Origin of the sequence: Alkanindiges illinoisensis DSM 15370, assembly GCF_000619845.1 — a bacterium.
Lineage (GTDB): Bacteria > Pseudomonadota > Gammaproteobacteria > Pseudomonadales > Moraxellaceae > Alkanindiges > Alkanindiges illinoisensis.
Map to the genome: position 1 here is coordinate 795706 of NZ_JHUX01000003.1, position 16791 is coordinate 812496.

Below are 16791 nucleotides of genomic sequence, written 5' to 3' on the forward strand. Positions count from 1 at the left end.
TAAATTGAGGTAATTTCATGATTTTAGTGACAGGAGGCTTGGGATATATCGGGTCACATATGGCTGCGATACTACTGGCAAACGGTCATGACGTCATCTTGGTTGATAATTTATGCAACAGTAAAATGGAAGTACTGGAGCGCCTTGAATACATGGCAGGGCGTTATGTCACTTTCATTCGCCTTGATGTCAGAAATACCCCGGCTTTACAGCGTACGATAGAGCAATACGCGGTAACAGCCATTGTGCATACTGCGTCCAACAAATCCATACCAGATTCTATCAATCAGCCGCTGGATTTTTATAATAACAATGTAACCTGTACCACTAGTATTTTGCGTGCCATGCAGCGTACTTCCGTTAAAACCCTGCTGCTCTGTTCATCACTGGCTGTTTATGGCGCTGATCAAGCTGAACCGGTGACCGAAGATACTGCATTTAAACCAGCTAGCCCGTATGCCAAAAGCCTGCAAATGTCTGAACAGATTGTTCAGGATGTGGCACAGGTTGATACTGACTGGCGTATTGCCATTATGCGCTATGGCAATGTAGCGGGTGCTTATCCGACGGGTGTACTGGGAGAATGGCCGGGCAGCCTGCCATCCAACCTGATGCCCTATCTGGTGCAACTGGCGCGGCATGAACGTGAAACACTGGAAATCTATGGCGATCAGTACACCACGGCAGATGGTACAGGCGTGCGCGACTATATTCACGTTCTGGATGTTGCTGAAGCCAATATGCATGCCCTAAGCTGGTTATTTAATCAGGTTCAGGCGCTGGAAGCTTTCAACATTTGTACTGGTAAAGGGACTTCCGTGCGGGAAGTTGCTGAAATCTTTGCAGACGTCACTCAGCAACCCGTACCACAGCAGGTTGTCGGTGCCCGCGCTGGCGATATGGGCAGTTTAGTGGGTAATCCTGAGAAAGCACAAAAAATCCTTAACTGGCAAGCCAAGCGTAGTGTAGAAGAGATGGCCACTGATTTATGGCGTTTTTATCAGTTTGTTCGGCCACTCAACTAGCTAGTTATGCTTTTTTAATTTTTGTAATTAACTCAAATTAACAAACTTGCATCAAAGCCTGTTTTGATGCAAAAACAAATTATTATTATTCTGGCATACCATCTAAAACCATAGCAGATAACAACAAATTTTATTATGCTGCCTTGGCCAGCTCATTTTGCCTCACCAGGCCCAGCCAGCTTATTTTGTCCTGTTAAAACTGTATTTTCTAAAGATGAAGTGGAGCTATACATGGAAACACGTATTGAACATGACACAATGGGTGAGATTGAAGTCCCGGCCAATGTCTATTGGGGTGCACAAACCCAGCGCAGTTTGCAGAATTTTAAAATTGGGCAGGAGCGCATGCCACGTCCCATGATTAAAGCCATGGGCACGGTTAAAAAAGCGGCAGCAATGGTGAATGCCGAGCTTGGGCAGATTTCAAAAGAAATTTCACAGCTTATTGTTCCAGCGGCAGAGCAGGTAATTGCAGGCAAATGGGATGAGCAGTTTCCCTTAGTGGTATGGCAAACTGGTTCTGGCACGCAAAGTAATATGAACTGCAATGAAGTCATTGCAAATATTGCCAATTTAAGTGTAGGGCAGGCATTAGGTGCACAATATCCAGTGCATCCCAATGATCATGTCAATCGTGCGCAATCTACCAATGATTCCTTTCCCACAGCCATTCATGTGGCAGCTGCGGTTGAAATCAATGAGCTGCTGATTCCCGCCGTAAAACAGTTGCGTGATACGCTCGAGCAGAAATCCCGTGAGTTCGAGAATATTGTTAAAATTGGCCGTACCCATTTGCAGGATGCAACACCCTTAACATTGGGGCAGGAATTTAGTGGCTATGTGTGCCAGCTGGATCATGGTTTAAAGCGTCTGAATCAGGCCTTGCAGGGATTATATGAATTGCCGCTGGGTGGGACAGCAGTGGGTACGGGCTTAAATGCCCATCCGGATTATGCAGCAAAAAGTGCGGATAAAATTGCTGAATTAACGAGCTTGCCGTTTGTGACTGCCCCTAACAAATTTGAGGCATTGGCCGCGCGTGATGCTGCGGTATTTGCGTCGGGTGCGCTCAAGACACTGGCTGTAAGCTTAAACAAGATTGCCAATGATATTCGCTGGCTGTCCAGTGGTCCGCGTTGTGGCATTGGAGAAATCCGCATTCCTGAAAACGAGCCGGGTTCCAGCATTATGCCGGGCAAGGTGAATCCCACTCAGTCTGAAGCCATGACCATGGTGGTAGCTCAGGTTTTGGGTAATGACACTACCATTAATGTGGCGGGGGCCTCAGGTAATTTTGAACTCAACGTATTTATGCCAGTTATTGCCTTTAACCTGTTGCAATCCATTCGCTTGCTGGGCGATGCCTGTAATAGTTTTAATGATAACTGTGCGTATGGCATTGAACCTAATCTGGAAAAAATTGAATATTACCTGCACAATTCGCTGATGCTGGTAACCGCGTTAAATCCGGTAATTGGCTATGAAAATGCGGCCAAGGTTGCCAAAACAGCTTATAAGGAAGGCAAAACCTTGAAGCAGGTTGCGGTTGATTTGGGCTTGGTTACTGCTGAGCAATTTGATCAGGTGGTAAGACCAGAACATATGGTAGCGCCTAAAGCCTAAAGCCTTACGATACGATGAAAAAAGACTTCTCCGGAAGTCTTTTTTTTATGTGAGCAGATTTTCTAAAGCTTTAAGATAATGATTGAAAATAATAATGAATATCATTTACTATATAACCCTGATTTCCTGCTGCCAGACAATTAAAAGTTGGTTATTCAAGCCGTCAATCGAGCATATTGATATTGAAAGTATTTTGGGTAATAGCAGCGGTATAAGCAATGAGATATGAGCAATGATGATAGATAAGATGCGCTGGCCTAGTGACAATGCCCGCTACCGCTTTCAGGTATTGTTACGTGTACTGGCCGGATTCATTGGCGGCTATGTATTAACAGGTTATATCACTGCGGTGACAGCCGTCCTGTTACCCATGACCCGTGCCGATGCAGTGATGCTATCCAGCATGCTGAGCTATCTGTGGTTTGCAGGCGTTCTTATCTGGGCTTTTGCCGTTAAATCCTTGCTTAACTTATACCTGATTCTGTTCATGTTAATTGGTGCGATGGCAACCCTGTATTTTGCGCTACAGTCTGGCATAGCGGGATAAAATATGAAAAATGGTTTTCGTCAGTCAATGGCGTGGTTGCATACCTGGACTGGTCTGGTATTGGGCTGGGTATTATTTGCCATTTTTGCGACTGGAACGTCGGCTTACTTTAAAGAAGAAATCAGCCAGTGGATGACACCTGAGCTTCAGTTGCAGCCAGTGTCTAACCAGCAGGCGGCTCTGGTGGCATTAAACAGCATGCAGAAGCTGGCACCTGATGCCAAAAGCTGGTACATCACCTTGCCAGATCAGCGCCAGCAAACCATCAATGTCTACTGGAGCAGTGATAAAGGCTATGATAACGCCAACCTAAATCCGCAAACCGGGGAGAAAGTTGCTGCGCGTGATACCCGGGGCGGTGAGTTTTTTTACCGTTTTCATTTTGAGCTGTTTGGGTTTCCAGTGCTGATTGGCCGCATTATTGTAGGCATTGCGGCCATGCTCATGTTTATGGCACTCATTACTGGCGTGATTACCCATAAAAAAATTATTGCCGATTTTTTTACTTTTCGCCCGCGCAAGGGCCAGCGTTCTTGGCTGGATTTTCATAATGTAAGCTCGGTCATGTCGCTGCCGTTTTTTATCATGATTACCTACACTGGGCTGGCGATTTTTTTCTATATTTATATGCCATGGGGCATGGTGGCCAAATACGGCAATGAGCGTAACCAGTTTTTTGATGAAATGAATCGTAGTGCAATGATGCCAGAAGCAACCGGTAAACCGGAATCAATGCTGGCATTTGACAAGATGCTCAAACAGGCAGATCAAGCTCTTCAAGGACAGAAAATTGCACGCATTGAAATGAGCGCGCCTAACGATCAAAGTGCAACAGTGAGCTTTGTGCCTGCGGTAGAAAGTTCATTGAATATCCGTGTTCCCGGTATCCAGATGAATGCCATTAATGGCACGTTGTTGTCATCCGGTCAGTCACAAAGTGCCATGGCAGTGGCTGCGGGCACGGTATATGGATTGCACATGGCGCATGTGGCGGACTGGCCGATGCGCTGGTTGCTGTTTTGTTCCGGTATTCTGGGCTGCTGTATGATTGGCTCGGGTATGGTGTTATGGACAGTCAAGCGCCGCATGCAACAGCAAAAAACTGGCAAATTTCATGTTGGGCATTATCTGGTTGAACGGTTTAATGTGGCGGCCATTGTGGGTTTACCGACTGCCATGGCCAGTTACTTTATGGCGAATCGCCTGATTAATGCCCAGCTGGAAAACCGTGCTGATCTGGAAATCCGGGTTTTCTTTATCATCTGGCTAAGCCTGCTGATTCATGCCTTGTTACGCCCATGGGCTAAGGCATGGAAAGAACAGCTATTTATTGCCGGACTGGTTTTTGCTGCAATACCAGTGATTAATCTGGTGATAACGCCCCAAGCCAGTTTGTTAGCTACAGTTATTAATCAGCAATGGTCACTGGCCGGGTTTGATTTAACCATGCTGGTGTTTGCTGCTTTATTCTGGATGATGCTGGGCTATCTGATTAAAAATCAGGATCAGGTGGTGGCCAGAATGCAGCAAAAAATTGAGCGGCGTGCAGAATCCCGCCAGCAGGCTGCTGCCTTAAAGCTGGCACAGCAACCACTCACGCCACCGCAAATGATAAAAGAAGAGAGCGGGATATGATGATTGCTTCGCTGGCATTTGCGTATAGTGGTTTTGCCCTACTGTGTGCTACGACGCGTCGGCATTCTGTCAACAGCCATTTTATGAAACGCCTCTTTCATAAAAGTCATATTCATAAAAGTCACACTGTCAAAAACAGCCACCCGGTATTTGCAGTATGGCCAGTCAAGCCCGCTATTTTACTGCTGCGATTGGCTGGATTAATCCTGATCAGCCTGGCGCTGGTGTATTGCATGTCCACATGGGGCTTCACGGTTGGTATTTCAGCAGGTTGGCTAGTGCTGGCAATGGCAGCCTATCTGGTGGTATTAACAGCCACCTATTTACCTAAAAAACTGACTCAAGGTGCGCTCATCGGTTTACTCATTGCACTGGTTGCTACGGGAATCACGTTGTCCTGAACTGCTGATGAAATTAACTGGCGTGCCGTTCCCGTCAGGATTTTCAGGCAGTTATTGACCATTTGTTCAATACTGTAAGGATAGCCTTGCAGCATCCAGCCCGTTGCTGTGGTAATAATTGAGCCAACCAGTGCTGTGCCTACAATTTCTTCATCCTGTGGTTCAATACGGATGTCGGGTTCAATGGCACGGATAATTTGGGTTACCAGCAGCGAAAATTCACGGGTATTTTCAATGTATTTCTGATCCACCGTTGGGCTCATACCCAATACTTCTATCAGGGTAATACGGGCAAATACCGGATTTTGTACTTCGGTAAAATAAAGGCTCAACGCCAGACGTGCCAAATCAGTTTGTTTGGCAAGGTTTTGCTCCTTAGTTTGCTCGGCGCCGTTCTGTGGACGTGTATGTAATTTAATTAATGCGAGTAGCCGGGTTTTAAAATCCAGAGTCAGGTAATCCAGCACTGCCAGAAAAAGATTTTCTGTACTGCAAAACGACTCATAGAAATAGCGTTCGGTCAGGCCTGCTTCACTACATAAGGCGCGCAAGGTAGCGCTACGGTAGCCGTTTGTGCCAATAATTTTTATACCGGCTTCAATAAAGCGCATTTTTCTTTCAGTTTTACGGGTAGTTAGATCGATACCCGCATAAATCCGTTTTTCCAATTTTATTTTACCTTCTGTCAGAATTACGTTTGACAGCACCCGATGTCAGATGTAAAGTGGCGCCCATTCAAATTATGTAAACTAGTTCATATTAATTTGTAGGAAACTGATTTATTTCCTAATTAATGGTGGATTCTACTTCATTATTCACAAAGTTTTTGAATAAAACCAAAAATTACTTCAAAAACTTTAAATTATTGTCCTGGGTAACAATGATGAAAAAAATAGCACTAATTACGGGCGCAAATTCTGGCATTGGGTTGGCCACCGCGCTTGATCTGGTTCGTACGGGGGTTACGGTATGTCTGGCTTGCCGCAATATGTCAAAAGCCGAGGCAGCACGTCAGCAGATTTTGCAGGCTGTACCTACGGCAACCGTAGAGCTATATCAACTGGACTTGGCTTCGTTTGACTCTATTCATCAAATGGTTGCGGCTTTTAAGCAGAACCATAAGTGTCTGGATGTTCTGATTAATAATGCAGGCATTGCCCCTCTTAATCAGCAATTTACCCAGGACGGTTTCGAGTTGCAGTTTGGGGTTAATTATCTGGGCGCATTTTTGCTCACCCATTTGTTGCTACCACTACTGGAAGCAGCTGTGCCAGTCAGTGGTGAAGCACGCATTATTCACGTGGCCTCCATTGCCCATATGCTGGGCCAGCTCAATGAAGCCTCATTTTGCGGTAAAACGCCTTATAGCCCTGCGAGCGCATATGCGCAGTCCAAGCTATGCAACCTGATGTTTAATTTTGCACTGGCGCGCCGCCTGCCTAAAGGGGTAACTACACAGGCTTTCCATCCGGGCGGTGTGGATTCTGAAATCTGGCGCGATTTGCCACGTCTGGTGTATTTGCTGTTGCGCCTGTTTTTGATTAGCCCCGAACGTGCGGGCATTATGGCAGTCGATTTAGCCGTAGGTTCTGCCCATAAGGGTGAAACTGGGGGATACTATTCGGTGCAGTGGCCGCGTCCCATTAGCCGTATTGCGCGTGATATTCAAAAGCAGGACTGGCTTTATGATAAAAGCTGTGAGCTGGCTGGCATTGACGGCATAAAAGCAGCGATGTATCAGGAAATGGTATTGTCGTAATCCGACACTGCATTCGATTGATGTTAGCCAGCAAAGCAATGTTTTATCATTCTGTTGGCAAGCATGTTTGTAGTGCTTAAAGTTGATTAAAGAATTGGTAATTTTCATTTAGACCAACGCTGTTTTCTTAATAAAAGGATAAGCGTTGGTTTTATAAAAAAATGGTTGGCAAAATCTTTAATTAAACGAATCTAAACCAAAACAACCTGAGCTATAAGAAATAGCTGGTCTTGGTCATGGTTTTGGAAATCAGCGACATGGCACCTTGCACGGGTTTAGGCAATTCACGGCCACCAGCAGCCAGCGCGGTTTCCCGGTGATGCAATTCATCTTCATTCATTTGCTCCAGAATAGCCCGGCTGCGGTCATCATTTTCCGGAAGCTGGCTTAAGTGGGAGGCCAGATGCGCGCTTACCTGTTTTTCAGTTTCTGCCACAAAACCCAGACTATATTCATCTCCAGCAAGACCAGCCAATGCGCCTATGCTGTAAGACAGCCCATACCACAACGGATTAAGCAAACTGGGATAACTGTCCAGTTCACGTAAACGCTGTTCACACCAGGCCAGATGATCCTGTTCCTCACGTGCGGCCTGTTGCATTTCCTGTTTGACACGGGGCAGGCGGGCAGTAAGAGCCTGTCCCTGATACAATGCCTGCGCGCACACTTCGCCACTATGGTTGACCCGCATCAGGCCAGCCACATGCCGCGCCTGATTGACCGTTAAGGTACTATGCGCTTGTTGTCCAGGAGCCGGGCGCTCAGCCACTGTAGAACCGGGTACCAGACTGCGTAGAGCCTGATCAAAAGAATCAATCAGATGGTCAGAAAAACGATAGTGGCGCATGGGCTTTCTCTTTTTAAAAACAGGATAGTGCAGGTAAAATCAGCTAGATGGCTTCATGGTATTGCCAGAAGAATCCGTAGGCAACCGGCGTAATTTATTTAAAACAAAATAACATACCAGTGCATTCAATAGTGCTGTAAACAAAAACAGGATGGCCAGCGATAAATGCAGCAAGCTTAACACCACAATGGAAATTACGGCTGACACCACCATAAACAGGGCATTTAAAATATTATTGGCGGCAATAATGCGCGCACGGTGGGTTTCTGGCGACTGTTCCTGCATGTAGGCATATAAAGGCACAATATAAAAGCCACCACTCAGGCCCAGCATCACAATGTCAAACATCACCCGCCAGTAGGCAAATTCTGCAAAAAGCTGGGTAATCCCTAACAGTTCTCTGCTTACCGTAGGCAGACTACCCAGGGCAAAAAACAGGTCGGTTGCAAACAGGGTAAGACCCGCAGCACCAATAGGCACCAGCTTCAGGCTCACATTGGCACCAGACAGGCGACGGCACAGCAATGAGCCAATGCCAACACCGATTGAAAACAGGGTTAACAAGAGTGATACCACAGTTTCGCCACCATGCAGGTTTTGCTGGGTGAGCTGTGGAATCTGGGTGAGGTAGGTTGCCCCATAAAACCAGAACCATGAAATTCCAATAATGGCATAAAATACCGGTGGCACACGCCAGCTATATTTAAGCGTTTTAATACTGGTGGCCAGAAAATTCCAGTTTACTTTAAGGTCTGGCGCATTTAGGGGCTGCGCCAGAATAAAGCGTGCTGAGAGAAAACCTGCAATTGCAATGGTCAGTACCGTCAGGCTCACCCAGAGCAGGTTGCCATCCGAATTAGCCATGACTACGCCGCCAATAATCATGCCCAGCAGGATGGCCAGTGAGGTGCCCGTCTGGAATAGCGCATTACCACTCATCAGTTCATTTGGCTTTAAGATTTGCGGCAAAATGGCATATTTAATAGGGCCAAAAAAGGTAGAGTGCGTTCCCATTAAAAATAGCGCCAGCATTAATAGCCACAATTGATGAGTTAAAAATCCAATGGTAGCCAACAGCATAATGATAATTTCAGACAGTTTTAGCCAGCGCGTTAGCCAGGCTTTTTCATAACGGTCAGCCAACTGGCCCGCTGTGGCTGAAAACAGGAAATAAGGCAGGATAAACAATAGCGCTGCCATATTATTCAATGTACTCACATTGGCACTGCTGGTACTAACAATCTGGTAGGTAAAAACCAGCAACAGGCTTTGTTTGAATACATTATCATTAAGCGCCCCGAAAAACTGGGTCAGAAACATGGGCAGGAAGCGGCGGGTGGTAATTAACCCAAATTGACTGGCCATAAAAAGGATTATTCTCCTGGAATTATTGTGTCAGCATTATTCATCATTGATGTGACTAAAAAAGTTACTGTTGAGTTTGCATGTAAACAACATATCTATAAGCTCGGCTAGTGGCAAGTTGCTTTGTGTCTGTTTATTATTGAAGCTATAGATTTGTAACTGAACCACTTTTTTATGTTTGAGAGCGGCATGCAGCAATCCCCAAACACACAACTAAAAACATTAGTCAAAGCCCTTCGTCTGGCCCTTTATCCAGCAGGATGTGGTGGAAACGGGTTTCGTCGTTACTGGCACATCAGTGCAGGACTAGTGTTGCTGGGATCCTCTGCATGGGCTGGTGCGGAACCAGGCATACCGGCAGTTCCGGTGACGGGCAGTGATGCCCTAGTAACGACACCATTGCCTGCCAGTAATGATCTACCATTAAATGATAACGTGGAACTGGCGCCGGTTGATATTACCGCCCTCATGCAGGAAGCGCAGCAGGCCAAACAGACAGCTGCCAGTGATGCTGGCCGGATTACTGCTCCCAGCACCAGCGCCAATGTTCCTGAAGAGGTAATTCAAAGTACCAATAATGAACTCATCGTTTCCAGTATTACCAATGGATTGGGCGGTGATAATGCCCCTGCACAGCCAGCACGGGATGTTGATCCGATTAATGAAATGGCCAGTGCTGAAGCAGAGCTTGAGCAAGCCCGTGAAGCGACCCAGATTTCTGCGGATAATGCTGACTTGACCCAGGGTAAAAAACCCGATCAGGTAATTACCGAGAATGCAGCAGCAATTGAAAATCCTGAAAAAGGTACAGAAGAAGCCCGTGAACAAAAAAAACCAAATATTTTCAAGCGGATCTGGTATCGCTTCTGGCCACCCAAGGGTGATCTGGGTGAATCCTTGCCCACCATTACCGCGAGGGTAGAAGGTGCACCACGGATTCTGGCCAACAATATTGAAGCCAAACTGGAACAATATACGGTTGAGGCATTTAGCGACTTTAGGGCTTCCTTGCCTCAATTGCGTAGTATGGCCCGGGAAGCCTCAGAGGCAGTGGGTTATTACAAGGCTGAATTTCGCTTTGAGCAGGTGAATTCAGAAACAGTCAGGGTGCTGGTTACGCCCAACGAACCGGTTATGGTACAAAGCCAGGATATCCGATTTGAGGGTGAAGCCAATGAAGACCGCACTTTTCAGGAAATCCGGGAAAAGTCCGACCTGAAAGTTGGCGACCAGATGAATGATGAACTGTATGAAAAAACCAAAGGCCGCATTGCAACCGCAGGCACTGAAAAAGGCTATTTTGATGGTTACTGGGTAATGCATGACGTTAAGGTCACCCTACCGGAAAATACCGCTGACATTAACCTGGACTATAACAGTGGAGAACGTTATAAGCTGGGCGCCGTTGAATTTAAAAACGCTAATCCTGATGAGCCCATTCCGCTTAAAGAGGAAGTGCTGCGAAAACTGGTTCCTTTTGATGAAAATGATGATTATGGTTCGTGGAAGGTCAATACCTTGTCACGTAATCTGTCGGATACGCGTTACTTTAATAATGTGCAGGTTGATGTTGTTACTCCAGACCCAATCATTAAACCAATCGAATTGCCCGCCGATGCTGATGTCAACCAGCTTACCACCATGCAGCGTCAGTCACTGGCCATCAATAATGAGAGTGGTGAACAGCAGACTGCAGAAAACACTGAAAATGCGCCTGCTGTGGATGAGTCACAGTTTGCAGGGGTTGCTGAAGGTGATACTCCTCTGGAGCGCAGCGCCGAAGCCCAGCAAAAACTCTCTGAAGCTGAGCAGAGGGAAGCAGACCGTAAACAGGCGCAGGCTGAAGTCAGGGAAAGCAAAGTTATTCCCGTGGTAGTTACGGTCAATGCAGACAAGCCCAACAGTGCTGAAGTGGGGGTCGGGTATGGCACGGATACCGAATTCCGTTTGAGAAGCCAGTATCGTAAGGCACTGGTTAATTCGCGCGGGCATAGTCTGGAATCCAACCTGGAGCTGTCCAAGATCCGTCAGGCCATTGATGTGCGTTATAACCTGCCATATAAGCATCCGCTAGAAGATACGATCAGTATTTTCGGCGGTTATGAGAAAGAAGAGCGCAAGGATGTTGGCCGGGATCTGGGACTGGTGATCAATACCGCCACTGTCGGGGTGGAGCGCGCCATCAAACCCAAGAATGGTGACTGGCAACATACCATCTCAGCACGTTACCGGCTGGATCAGCTTGAGCGCAACAAAGACAATATCAACCAGGCCGATTTGCCACCGCCCTTTAACCTGCAAAGCTCACGTTTTGAACAGGAAGCCTTGCTGTTTGGTTATGGCTTAAGCAAAACCTATACCGTAGGCCGGTTAGATCCAACGCGGGCGTTCCGGCAGTTTTATCAGGTTGAAGTGGGCAGTAAAAAGTTGCTTACCGATGCAGACATGGCGATATTGCGCGGCGGCTGGCGCTTTATTTATTCATTTGGCGAAAATGATAACCATCAGTTTGTGGGACGTGCCGATGCCTCGACCATTGTGACTGATAATTTTGAAGACGTGCCCTATAACCTGCGATTCTTTGCAGGCGGTGACCAGAGTATTCGTGGCTATGACTACAAAAGCTTGTCTACCGAGAAAAATGGTTATCTGATTGGCGGGCAAAATCTTGCAGTCGGGTCACTGGAATATAATTATCAGTTTATTCCAAAATGGCGTGGGGCAGTATTTGTCGATGCTGGTAATGCTTTTGATAAGGATTTTAACGATCCTGTCAAAGTGGGTGCAGGTATTGGGGTGCGCTGGTCTTCACCAGTGGGGCCAATCCGGGTAGATGTGGGTGCAGGCGTATCGGAAAAAGAAATTCCTATCCGTCTTCATTTCTTTATTGGCCCGCAGTTGTAAGCTTGGAATTTTAAAAGAATGTCTAATAAACCTGTTCATGATGACAACAACCCATTCGTACCAGCAGAAAACAGCACTGGCAATGGAAATCATCAGCCACCCAGAAAGTTGCCTGGAAAACATCGCCGCTTAAGATGGATTTTACTGATTCTTGTTGCTGGCTTGCTGGCGGTGGTTGCAACTGTGGCTTATATGACCACCACCGAAGAAGGCAGCAAGAAACTACTGACCCTGTTAACCAGCCGCCAGTCGATGGTCACGTATACCTTTAAAGGTGGCAACCTGCAACAAGGGGTTACGCTGACCCATATTAAGGTCACCACCAAGACAGTCGATGTACTGGCTGAACAGGCAATTGTTAAAATCGGATGGCGTGCCTTGGTAGGCCGTGAGCTGCATTTCCGCTATGCCTCAATTGATGAGCTAAAAATCGTCAAAAAGACCCCACCCTCAGATAAGCCATTTGACTTTAAACAGCTTAAATTGCCAGTGACTTTGCGCTTTGACCAAGGCTTTGTGCATGGCTTGTCTATTCAAACCAAACCTACCAGCACGTTCCGCTTTAATGAAGTGGTGCTGCATGATGCTGTCTGGTCAGGTACCAAGCTGGAAATGAAAAATTCCAGTCTGAAATTACCTTATCTAATGGCGCAGGAAATCACCGGTAAAATTGAATTCCACGATAAATATCCCTTGCATGTGAATGGACAACTGGTAATCCCAGGTCTGAAAAATCTGAATGTACAACGCATCTTTGTTGCAGGCCGGGGAGACGTTGATAACCTGCGGGTCGGGGTGGCTATTCCTGCCGATAAGCCGGGTTTTATGAAAGGACAGGTCTTGCTGCATCCGGTGCGTAAGGATGTGCCTTATAATGGCCAACTGGACTGGCGTAACTTTAAGTGGCCCTTTGCCCTACAGCAAAACCTGTTTTCAAAATCCGGTGGTGCCCTAATTGAAGGTACTACTTCAGGTTTAAGCATTAACCTGCAAACTGATCTGTCAGGTAAATCCATTCCAACCGGTGATTATCAGGCACAGCTGGCCACCAACTTCAAGAGTCTGGATATTCGCGCGCTGAATGGTCGCCTGATGGATGGCACGCTTCAGACCCAGGGAATGGTAAGCTGGCAGAACCATGTGCATTGGGATATTACCGGACGTGCCAATGGCCTGAACTCACAGGACAAGACTGTCCCTGAGGCCATTCGCGGTTATCTCCCGCCTGTAATCAACGGCAACTTATATTCCAAAGGCGAGCTATCGGCTATTCCTCATTTATATGCAGCAGTGCGACTGGATAGCCGTGAAACATGGCTGGCCGGGATTGCGCGTAAAGGCTCGCTGGGTAACAGTGCTCAGCCACTGTGGATTGATGCACACTGGAAGAATATTAACCGTAAAATGGCAACAGTCGGTTATTTAAACAGTCCCACTGGACATGCCGTATTAAGCCTGCCGCAAGGCCGGTTAAATGCCAATGTGAGTGTCAGCGTGGGTGAAAGCAAAGAGGGTGTATTGCCTGCTGGCCAGTATCATGCCCTGATTCACAAGAAAAATAATCTGCTGGATATTCCAGAGATTAAATATCAGGGAAGCGCAGGTAATTTGCTAGGTAATGCCAATGTCAAACTGCCACAAGGCAAGCAGGGGTTGCAATGGCAGGCCAAAGCGACAACCCAGAACTTTGATCCAAGCCAACTGGTTGCCGCTGTACCGTTTAAGCGATTAAATGGCACTATTAATGCCAGTGGTTATGGCAGTAACAACAAGCAGGTTATTATACTTAAAAATACCCGATTGTCTGGTTATATTCCTGCATCTGGTGGGCAGGCTGGCCGTACTGTGGAGCTTACAGGCAACGCGACAGCAGCTTTACTCATGTATGATTCCAGTCATCAGAAAAAAGCACCAAAACAAAGTGGCTTAAAAAGTTTCGCTATACAGTTTAATGGCGATCTAAAAACACCTGATGTACCCAATGGTGATCTGATCATCAAGGTATCGGGTACGCCAAAACTCATTAATATTGATGAATTCAGGCACGATGGAGCTGCGGGCAAGATCAATTTGAATGGTCAGGTAGACTTGTCTGAAGGTCCGGCGTGGCGCTTAAAAGGTGTACTAGACCGTTTTAATCCAGGCTTTTTTGCCAGTGGTTATGCAGGCTGGGTTAGTGGTAATTTCAACACGACTGGACGCTGGCAGACCAACCGTAAGGAAATTCAGCTTACCAATCTGAACTTGGATGGCGTGATTAAAAACCAGCCAGTGATTGGCCGTGGTTCACTGTTTGTCAGTTTGAGTGCAGATCAGAAAAATGGCCTGTTACCCAGCCGGTTTGAAGCTCAAAACCTGATTTTATCCTTTGCTGGCAATCAGGTATTTGCTAACGGTAACTCTAACCGCTTGGCGCTGGATGTTAATGCACCGGCACTCAACCAGCTTTACCCCGGTATTACTGGTCGGATTATTGGACGCATTAGCCTGACTGGCGATGAACGGCAGCCCGATGCCCTGGTTAATCTCAAGGTTGACCGGTTTTCCTTTAAAAACCAGATCACCATTCAGCAAGCCAGCCTGATCGGACGTATCCCGCAACTAGGCCGTCAGCCAGGTCAGCTTCAACTGGATATCCAGAATCTCAAGCGTGGAACCCAGACCTTAAAGCAAGGCCGTGTATTGCTGGTTGGTACCAAAGCTGCCCACGTATTACAAATTGCTGGCAATGGCGTAAATCCTGCCACCCGCTTTAGTGTACAGCTGGCTGGTGGCTTAAATGCCAGTAACGATTGGCTGGGACAAGTGCAAAAAGGGCTTCTATCCACCCGTCAGCTAATCCTCAATCAGGATAAACCGGCAGCTCTGATTTATCGCTCCCAAGGTAGTGCTGTGTATCTGGACCAGCATTGCTGGGCAGGTGCCGGAAGCAAGTTGTGCCTGACCGAACCCCTGCAAGCCAGTAGTGCCAAAGGGCTGGTTGCCGTACAGTTGCAAAATCTGGATATTGGTAGTTTTCAGGCCTTTATGCCGCAAGGTGTAGCATGGAACGGCAAGATGTTTGGTCATGCCAAGGTGACCTGGCTTGGCAATAATGCCCCAACCTTAAATGCCCAGATTTATACCGATGATGGTGAAATTGGCCTGGCGCCGGAAGATCCACAGGATGATCCCTTAACCTTGCCTTACCAGCGTTTAAGCCTGATTGCAGTCACGCAACCAGATGGAATTAAACTGCGCTTTGATGCCAAAACGCCGGGGATTGGTAAGGGCTATATTGATGCTACTATCAATCCCAGTGTAACCCCGAAAACAGTTAACGGCGCGCTGGTGCTGGAAAATGTTCAGGTCAATATCTTTAAGCCATTTTTCCCCGGCATGCGAGTATTAAATGGTGTGGCTTCACTGGCAGGTGGTGTTTCCGGGCCGCTCACTGCGCCGGATTTCTATGGCGAATTCCGTCTGCGTGATGGTCAGGTTGCCATGAATAACCTGCCAATCAATTTAAGCCGCATTAATTTAAGCTCCAGTGTTCGCGGAACCGAAGCAACACTGGATGGCAGTTTCTATAGCGGTGATGGCTTGGCAAAACTCACTGGTGATGCAAACTGGCAGGGTGTTCCCTATGTGAACCTGAGCTTAAGAGGAGAACGTTTGCTGATCCGGCAGGCGCCCTTGCTAACCGCACGGGTAACCCCTTCCATTGATGCCAGAATCTTACCTACCGAACGCCAGATTAGCGTTAATGGTAATGTAGATATTCCAAGTGCTGTTATTTCCTTACCGGAAAATAATGCTGATGTCATTGCCAAATCAGGAGATGTACGCATCGTACGTAGCGATCAAGTGGATGAGCGTGTGATGAAAGCAGCCCGGCCGTGGGGTATTTATGCTGATATCGACCTTGCCCTGGGGGATGATGTGTATTTCCGTGGTTTTGGAACCAGCATTCCACTGGGTGGAAAACTGAACCTTACCCAGCGCGGCCTAGATACTGCCATGCGCGGAAATGGCGCAATTGGTGTACGCCAGAATGTAACCATTGAAGCATTTGGCCAGCGGTTACAGCTTAACCGTGGTATTGCACGCTTTAACGGCATTATTACCCAGCCAACACTGGACATTGATGCCACCAAGGTAGTAAGTAACCGAACCATTGGTGTGCGCGTGACTGGCCGGGCAAGTAATCCCAACATTGCTGTTTACAACGATGCAGGCCTGTCAGAACAAGAGGCTTTGAACGCTTTGCTCACGGGTAGAATCAGCTCAGCCAACCCGACAGTCAATAATACGGCAGGATTTAAGAGTGAAGTGAACAATACCATCGCAGCGGCAGGAATTAGCATGGGCCTTGGGGGGACACGTAAAATCACAAACCGTATTGGCAGAACCTTTGGCCTGGATTCACTCACACTGGATGCTGAAGGGGTAGGTGATGATACACAGGTAAGCCTGACAGGTTATATTACTCCGGATCTTTACTTGCGCTATGGCGTGGGGGTATTTACACCGGTTAATCGCTTAACCTTACGCTATCAGTTAAATCGGCGCCTTTACATTGAAGCCAGTTCTGCTTTGGACAGGGCAGTTGATATGTTTTACAACTGGCGTTTTTGACAAACTGCTAAATTAAAAAAAGCCTGATGATTTAAAGTCAGGCTTTTTTTATCGCTAAATATTATAAA

The 16791-nt window shown here is 47.0% G+C and carries 11 protein-coding genes; 8 read left to right on the forward strand and 3 right to left on the reverse strand.

Annotated elements, in window-relative coordinates; all coding sequences use genetic code 11:
• Window positions 1–17: 17 nt before the first annotated feature.
• The 5 genes from galE (at window position 18) to Q337_RS18575 (ending at window position 5231) form a co-directional block, all read left to right on the forward strand.
• Entirely contained in the window at window positions 18–1025 is a 1008-nt protein-coding gene (gene galE / locus Q337_RS0104125) for a UDP-glucose 4-epimerase GalE (protein WP_026470517.1), read from the forward strand.
• 231 nt (window positions 1026–1256) lie between these two features.
• A complete protein-coding gene (fumC, locus tag Q337_RS0104130; protein ID WP_026470518.1) occupies window positions 1257–2648 on the forward strand; it encodes a class II fumarate hydratase in 1392 nt (463 codons plus the stop codon).
• Window positions 2649–2880: 232 nt separating this feature from the next.
• A complete protein-coding gene (locus tag Q337_RS16700) occupies window positions 2881–3195 on the forward strand; it encodes a hypothetical protein (protein ID WP_156935698.1) in 315 nt (104 codons plus the stop codon).
• Window positions 3196–3198: 3 nt separating this feature from the next.
• Window positions 3199–4830, forward strand: coding sequence for a PepSY-associated TM helix domain-containing protein (locus Q337_RS16705; RefSeq protein ID WP_051526546.1), 1632 nt, complete (start codon window positions 3199–3201; stop codon window positions 4828–4830).
• Complete coding sequence (locus Q337_RS18575) at window positions 4827–5231, forward strand: DUF3325 family protein (protein WP_084494702.1); 405 nt, start codon at window positions 4827–4829, stop codon at window positions 5229–5231. Before Q337_RS16705 ends, Q337_RS18575 begins: the two co-directional genes overlap by 4 nt.
• On the opposite strand, the gene Q337_RS0104150 is transcribed toward Q337_RS18575, so the two are convergent.
• Window positions 5171–5899 carry a TetR/AcrR family transcriptional regulator gene (locus Q337_RS0104150; RefSeq protein WP_156935699.1) on the reverse strand — a complete coding sequence of 243 codons (729 nt, stop codon included), beginning with the start codon at window positions 5897–5899 and terminating at the stop codon, window positions 5171–5173. The genes Q337_RS18575 and Q337_RS0104150 overlap by 61 nt on opposite strands.
• Window positions 5900–6111: 212 nt before the next feature.
• Here Q337_RS0104150 and Q337_RS0104155 point away from each other — a divergent pair, with 212 nt between their 5' ends.
• A complete protein-coding gene (locus Q337_RS0104155) occupies window positions 6112–6990 on the forward strand; it encodes an SDR family NAD(P)-dependent oxidoreductase (RefSeq protein ID WP_051526715.1) in 879 nt (292 codons plus the stop codon).
• Between the two features lie 211 nt (window positions 6991–7201).
• Here the strand turns inward: Q337_RS0104155 and coq7 are convergent, their stop codons facing one another.
• Both coq7 and Q337_RS0104165 read right to left on the reverse strand, forming a co-directional pair.
• The gene (gene coq7, locus Q337_RS0104160) at window positions 7202–7837 is read right to left on the reverse strand and encodes a 2-polyprenyl-3-methyl-6-methoxy-1,4-benzoquinone monooxygenase (RefSeq protein WP_026470521.1); all 636 of its coding nucleotides are present in this window, start codon (window positions 7835–7837) and stop codon (window positions 7202–7204) included.
• 39 nt (window positions 7838–7876) lie between these two features.
• Window positions 7877–9202 carry an MFS transporter gene (locus Q337_RS0104165; protein ID WP_034279198.1) on the reverse strand — a complete coding sequence of 442 codons (1326 nt, stop codon included), beginning with the start codon at window positions 9200–9202 and terminating at the stop codon, window positions 7877–7879.
• A 189-nt stretch (window positions 9203–9391) separates the two neighbouring features.
• Here Q337_RS0104165 and Q337_RS16710 point away from each other — a divergent pair, with 189 nt between their 5' ends.
• A complete protein-coding gene (locus Q337_RS16710) occupies window positions 9392–12106 on the forward strand; it encodes an autotransporter assembly complex protein TamA (RefSeq protein ID WP_084494774.1) in 2715 nt (904 codons plus the stop codon).
• An 18-nt stretch (window positions 12107–12124) separates the two neighbouring features.
• Window positions 12125–16723: a translocation/assembly module TamB domain-containing protein gene (locus Q337_RS0104175; protein ID WP_051526548.1), complete on the forward strand. Its 4599-nt coding sequence runs from the start codon at window positions 12125–12127 to the stop codon at window positions 16721–16723.
• The last annotated feature ends 68 nt before the right edge of the window (window positions 16724–16791 follow it).

Bases quoted from the DNA above. Each gene is read 5' to 3' on its own strand.
- galE (WP_026470517.1), top strand. From the start codon at position 18: ATGATTTTAGTGACAGGAGGCTTGGGATATATCGGGTCACATATGGCT.
- fumC (WP_026470518.1), top strand. From the start codon at position 1,257: ATGGAAACACGTATTGAACATGACACAATGGGTGAGATTGAAGTCCCG.
- Q337_RS16700 (WP_156935698.1), top strand. From the start codon at position 2,881: ATGATGATAGATAAGATGCGCTGGCCTAGTGACAATGCCCGCTACCGC.
- Q337_RS16705 (WP_051526546.1), top strand. From the start codon at position 3,199: ATGAAAAATGGTTTTCGTCAGTCAATGGCGTGGTTGCATACCTGGACT.
- Q337_RS18575 (WP_084494702.1), top strand. From the start codon at position 4,827: ATGATGATTGCTTCGCTGGCATTTGCGTATAGTGGTTTTGCCCTACTG.
- Q337_RS0104155 (WP_051526715.1), top strand. From the start codon at position 6,112: ATGATGAAAAAAATAGCACTAATTACGGGCGCAAATTCTGGCATTGGG.
- coq7 (WP_026470521.1), bottom strand. From the start codon at position 7,837: ATGCGCCACTATCGTTTTTCTGACCATCTGATTGATTCTTTTGATCAG.
- Q337_RS0104165 (WP_034279198.1), bottom strand. From the start codon at position 9,202: ATGGCCAGTCAATTTGGGTTAATTACCACCCGCCGCTTCCTGCCCATG.
- Q337_RS16710 (WP_084494774.1), top strand. From the start codon at position 9,392: ATGCAGCAATCCCCAAACACACAACTAAAAACATTAGTCAAAGCCCTT.
- Q337_RS0104175 (WP_051526548.1), top strand. From the start codon at position 12,125: ATGTCTAATAAACCTGTTCATGATGACAACAACCCATTCGTACCAGCA.